Genomic DNA, 4,817 nt, shown 5'->3' on the forward strand with positions numbered 1-4,817 from the left:
CCCACACATTTCCGGGTCGTCGCTGTCGGCCCAGGCGCGCTACGGGGCGGGCGTGCGTGAGATCTTGGAGTGCTGGTTCGAGGAGCGCCCCATCCGAGAGGAGTACCTCATCGTCGATGGCGGGAAGTCGGCGGGGACTGGTGCACACTCCTACAGCGCCGGCAACGCCACCGGCGGTTCAGATGAGGCAGCGCGCTTCAAGGAATGACGGGGACCGCGGTGGCCGATGAACGCGGGGGGGCTACTCCCTCGCAGCGCTCGGGTCCGCAGGACGACAAAGCGGAGGAACCTGGGCCGCGGGCTCTGCGGGGGGACGGCGATCGGGCACCGAGGCAAGGCTGCATGTAGAGGCCAAAACGAAGGGGGGAAATGGCTGCGGAGACGACGTATCCGCTCGTGGACCGGAATGCGGAAGCCGCTCCCGCGGACACGATCACCGATCGCGTGAACCCGGCTGGCCCGACAGGTTCCATGACGATCCGGTCACCTTCAACGAAGACCAGCAGGACATCCCCCTTCCGGAGACTCAGCGCCGCAAGCGCCTTCGCGCTCACCGACGACGTCGGAGTCCACCACGATTCACCTGCCTGGGTCGTTCAGCACCGTCGGCTGCGCCCGCCCGTTACTTCTTCTCAGCCTCGAAGTAGGGGTTCGTGCCGCTCGCGTGGTCCGTGACGTCAAGGACCCTGGTGATCTCGGGAACGAGCTCCTTGATCGCGACCTCGATCCCCTGGCCGAGCGTCACGGTGGCCATGCTGCAGCCCTGGCAGCCCCCGCTCAGGCGGAGGTATGCGGTTCCCTCCTCGACGCCGACGAGCTCGGCGTGGCCTCCGTGCGCCGCGATGCTCGGGTTGATCTGGCGGTCCAAAACCATCATGACCCGCTGCGCGACGTCGCCGCCGAGGTCCGCCTTCAGCGTCTCCGGAGGACGGCTGCCGACGGCCGGGCTGCGCGGGCCGGCCGGCATGATCGGCAACTGGGTCCCGATGGTTGGCCGAGGGCGGTTCGGGTTGTCGATGACCCAGCCCTCGCGGTCGGCCTCGACGAAGTCGATGATGGCGCCGCGGAGCTTCTCGAGGCTCTCCCGCGGGACGACGACGGCCAGGTCGCCGTAGTGCAACACCGCTTCGGCCGGCGTCACCGCCTCGCGGAGCTGGAAAGACATGTCGTAGGCGTAATCGCCGCGCTCGACGCCGGTCACGGCCACCCGGAGCACGAGCCGCTCGGGCTGCGGGTCGTCGTCCCGGAGCTCTACGAACTTTCCGAGGGCCATCTTCGTGATCGTGAACCCGTCGAGCGCCGGATCGTGCTCGCTCATCTCATGACCTCAGCCGCCGATCCCGGCCACCGTGGGATGGCCGCTCGTGGCTAGGATACAAGAGTGCCTCGGTTGCTCCTCCTGCTGCCCACCTCGACCTATCGCGCGGCCGATTTCCTGGAGGCGGCTCGCGTGCTCGGCGCGGAGGTGATCGTCGCCTCCAACCACCGGCAGGCCCTTGCCGGCGTGATGGGCGAGCGAGCACTCAGGGTGGACTGCAGGCGGCCCGAGGCGGCCGCGGACATGATCGTCGACATCGCCCGGCGGAAGCCGCTCGATGCCGTGGTCCCGGTGGACGATCAGGGTGTGCTGGCCGCCGCGCTCGCCGCGCAGCGTCTTGGCCTGGCGCACAATCCACCCCTGGCGGCGGCGAGGAGCCGCGACAAGGCGGCGATGCGGGAGGCGCTCGGGGCCGCCGCCGTACCCCAGCCCGAGTACCGGGTCGCCGGGCCCGACGCCGACGTCGCCGCGCTGGCCGTGGAGGTGGGAGTCCCGTGCGTCCTCAAGCCCGTCTCGCTGTCGGGCAGTCGCGGTGTGATCCGCGTCGACGATCCAGCGGACGCCGGCGCGACGGCCGCACGGATCAGGGCGATCCTGGCCGAAGCCGGCGAGGACCCCGGCGGGCCGCTCGTCGTCGAGCGCTACATCCCCGGCCTGGAGGTCGCCGTCGAAGGCCTGCTGCGGGGCGGCGCCCTCGAGATCTTGGCGGTGTTCGACAAGCCGGATCCGCTCGAGGGTCCGTACTTCGAGGAGACGATCTACGTGACACCGTCTCGGCTGGCGCCCTGGACACTCGAGGTGATCACCCGAGCCACGGCCGACGCCGCGGCGGCGCTCGGCCTCGTCGAGGGGCCGATCCACGCCGAGCTCCGCGTTGACGGGGAGCGCGCGTGGGTGCTCGAGCTGGCCGCCCGTTCTATAGGCGGGCTGTGCTCGCGGTCGCTCCGGTTCGGGATCGGGGTCAGCCTCGAGGAGCTCATCCTTCGTCACGCGCTCGGCCTTCCCGCGGACGACCTGAGGAGGGAGTCGGCCGCCTCCGGAGTGATGATGCTCCCCATCCCCAGGGCGGGCGTGCTCCAGGGGGTGCGCGGGCAGGACGAGGCCCGAGCCGTCCCGGGGATCGCCGGGCTCGAGATCACGATTGCACCCGGCCGGGCCGTCGAGGCGCTCCCGGAGGGCGACCGGTATCTCGGCTTCCTGTTCGCGCGAGCTGGCACGCCGGAGGAGGTCGAGGGCGCGCTGCGGGCGGCGCACAGCCAGCTTGAGATCGTCATCGCTGGGTCGATGGGATGAGGGTCGGCAGCCATCTGCTGAGGGCTACCGTGCCTCGAAGATTCGCTCCCGCAGTCGCGAGGTCAAACCGGAGCCGGTCAATTCGAATCGAGGAGTCCAGCGATCTCGTCCAGGGACCACACGTGATCCGCGATGCCTGCCGCCATCGCCGGGGTCCGAGAGGAGGGCCTGGCGAGCGTGTCGAGCAGCCTGGCGAAATTGTAGTGCATGAAGTGGAGGCTCACTGTCGCCGCCAGGTTCTCCACCCTCGTGGAGAGCGCGTTGCTGAGCCGGGTCATGCTCCGCATCCCCATCCGCATCGTGAGGCTCTGCCTCTCGACGTGGCCGGCGGAGATGTGTCCGGGATCGGGGTCGCCCGTGATCCTGCGAACCTCCCTCCCGAGAGACCTGGCCATGCCATGGCGCTCCTCGTTCTCGCCTCGAGTCGCCCCATACAGCTCGATCAGTCGTGCGTAGTCGATCCCTGAGCCGACCGCCTCGTCCACCCCGTACAGGAACGCGTTGCGCCCATCGGTGGTCAGTTGGACCCGGTGCGCGAGCCGAGCGGCGAGGCCCTGCACGAAATAGATGGCGTCCTCGGAGGTCCGCTGGCCGATCAGCCACGCCGGAACGAGCTTGGCGTCGGCGTCCAGGGCGACCCAGGTCCAGACGTCCTCCCTCTCGTCGTGCCCGTCGCATGGGAGGTGCCCCTTCCTCGTCCGGGCGAAGGTCCACATTTCTTCCACACGGACCCGCCTACAAGGTAATTCGCGCATGACCTGATCCTGATACTCGGAACAGGCCGAGCCGAGATCGGCAAGGAGCTTCTCCACCGTTTCCCTGGCGGCTGCGGTCATGCGGGCCGTGGTCTGGAGGCTCGTGCCTTCCACCAGGCACTCGGTGATCCGAGCCCGTTTCTCGGTGGACAGCCTCTTGATGCTGATCACCCTGCGCGAGCGGTCGGGCTCGGTCGACTCCCGGTCAGCGTGCTGCGGGGCGCTTGGGGCGATCTCTCCGACCGCTTCGGGGCCCACGGCTTGTGCGCCCGCGCCTTCTCCCCCTCGAGACCTCCCCGCCGGCCCGCCTCGACGGCGGCTGCCCGCATGTGACCGACTGGGTTGGGACGGGATCTCTTCGCCCGTTGCCTCCGAGACGAGGGCGGCCGCAAGCGCGTTGATGTCCCGGGGGCGCTTCCTCGAGCGGTCAGGCATGGACTCAAGATAGCGCGAAGCTGTTCCGGGCCGGCCCTTGGGCTGGGGCATGGACCGGGAACTGCCGCTCGGCACGGTGAAGTCCCGGTGCCTCCTCGGGATGCGCCGCCTTCGTGCGGCTCTAGTGTGGATGAACGGTAGCGACGAGCCGTGGGCGTCGGCCTGGCGATCTGACTCGTGGTTCAACTGGCGAGGCATCACCTCACGGCGTGTCAGATTGCCAGGCCGAGGGCTCTCCTGTAGAAAGGGCCCGCTCCCATGGCCGAGAGCACGCGTCGACGCCTTTCCCTTCCCGAGGCGAGTACAGAGGGAATCATGGGGTTCCTGGGCCGCGACATGGCGCGGCCTCCTGCTCATGACCGGGTCGCCACCGTCTTGCAGTGGGAGGGCATTGTGCTGGATCCCGTCGGCGCGACCGTGGCCATCATCACGCTGGAGGTCTGGTGGTCATGTATCCGCCCGGGCGCGGTAGTTTCTGGGGAGTCTGGCCACGGGTGGAGGTCTCGATGACGGATGAGATGACTGCCGATGAAGTGCGGGGATTTCTCGGTCTCAAGGCCCACGCGACGTGCGGATTCGTCGCCGAGACGTACCGGAGCGACGAGCGGATCGCGCCGGGAGGGCTCGAAGCACCGTTCGCGGATGGGCGGCCGCTCGGCTCCGCCCTGTACTTCCTGGTGACCCGGGACGCGCCGGTTCGCCTGCACCGGATTCGCAACCACCAGCTGTATCACCGGTACCTGGGGGACCCCCTCGAGGTGGTACTGCTGTACCCGGACGGGACGACGGGCCGCGAGATCGTGGGACCGGATCTCCGCCATGGGCACAAGCTTCAGTTGCTCATCCCCGGGAACACGTTCCATGCCGCCCGGCTGGTGCCGGAGGGGAGCTGGTTCCTCGGGGCGAGCACGGAGTGGCCCGGCGTGGAGCCGCCCGACGTGGAGCTCGGAGACGTGGACCAGCTCTCACGGTCCTACCCCGAGGCCGCTGAGACGCTCCGCTCGTTCAGATAGCTT

General features: G+C 69.1%; 5 protein-coding genes. 3 read left to right on the plus strand and 2 right to left on the minus strand.

What is annotated here, in order from left to right; all coding sequences use genetic code 11:
* Positions 1–208, plus strand: a 208-nt coding sequence (locus tag M3Q23_02195; GenBank protein MDP9340923.1) for an NAD-dependent formate dehydrogenase, incomplete at its 5' end; no start/stop codon positions are given.
* Positions 209–622: 414 nt separating this feature from the next.
* Here M3Q23_02195 and M3Q23_02200 read toward each other — a convergent pair.
* Entirely contained in the window at positions 623–1,318 is a 696-nt protein-coding gene (locus M3Q23_02200) for a NifU family protein (protein MDP9340924.1), read from the minus strand.
* A 63-nt stretch (positions 1,319–1,381) separates the two neighbouring features.
* Here M3Q23_02200 and M3Q23_02205 point away from each other — a divergent pair, with 63 nt between their 5' ends.
* Positions 1,382–2,611 carry an ATP-grasp domain-containing protein gene (locus M3Q23_02205; protein ID MDP9340925.1) on the plus strand — a complete coding sequence of 410 codons (1,230 nt, stop codon included), beginning with the start codon at positions 1,382–1,384 and terminating at the stop codon, positions 2,609–2,611.
* 77 nt (positions 2,612–2,688) lie between these two features.
* Here the strand turns inward: M3Q23_02205 and M3Q23_02210 are convergent, their stop codons facing one another.
* Positions 2,689–3,537, minus strand: coding sequence for an IS1 family transposase (locus M3Q23_02210; protein MDP9340926.1), 849 nt, complete (start codon positions 3,535–3,537; stop codon positions 2,689–2,691).
* 770 nt (positions 3,538–4,307) lie between these two features.
* On the opposite strand from M3Q23_02210, the gene M3Q23_02215 reads away from it, so the two are divergent.
* Positions 4,308–4,814, plus strand: a complete 507-nt coding sequence (locus M3Q23_02215) for a cupin domain-containing protein (protein ID MDP9340927.1) — start codon at positions 4,308–4,310, stop codon at positions 4,812–4,814.
* Positions 4,815–4,817: the final 3 nt, after the last annotated feature.

The sequence above is a fragment of the Actinomycetota bacterium genome, assembly GCA_030774015.1.
GTDB lineage: Bacteria > Actinomycetota > UBA4738 > UBA4738 > JACQTL01 > JALYLZ01.

What these genes read in the sequence shown, in the direction of transcription:
- M3Q23_02200 (MDP9340924.1), bottom strand. Translation starts at nt 1,318, where the DNA reads ATGAGCGAGCACGATCCGGCGCTCGACGGGTTCACGATCACGAAGATG.
- M3Q23_02215 (MDP9340927.1), top strand. Translation starts at nt 4,308, where the DNA reads ATGACGGATGAGATGACTGCCGATGAAGTGCGGGGATTTCTCGGTCTC.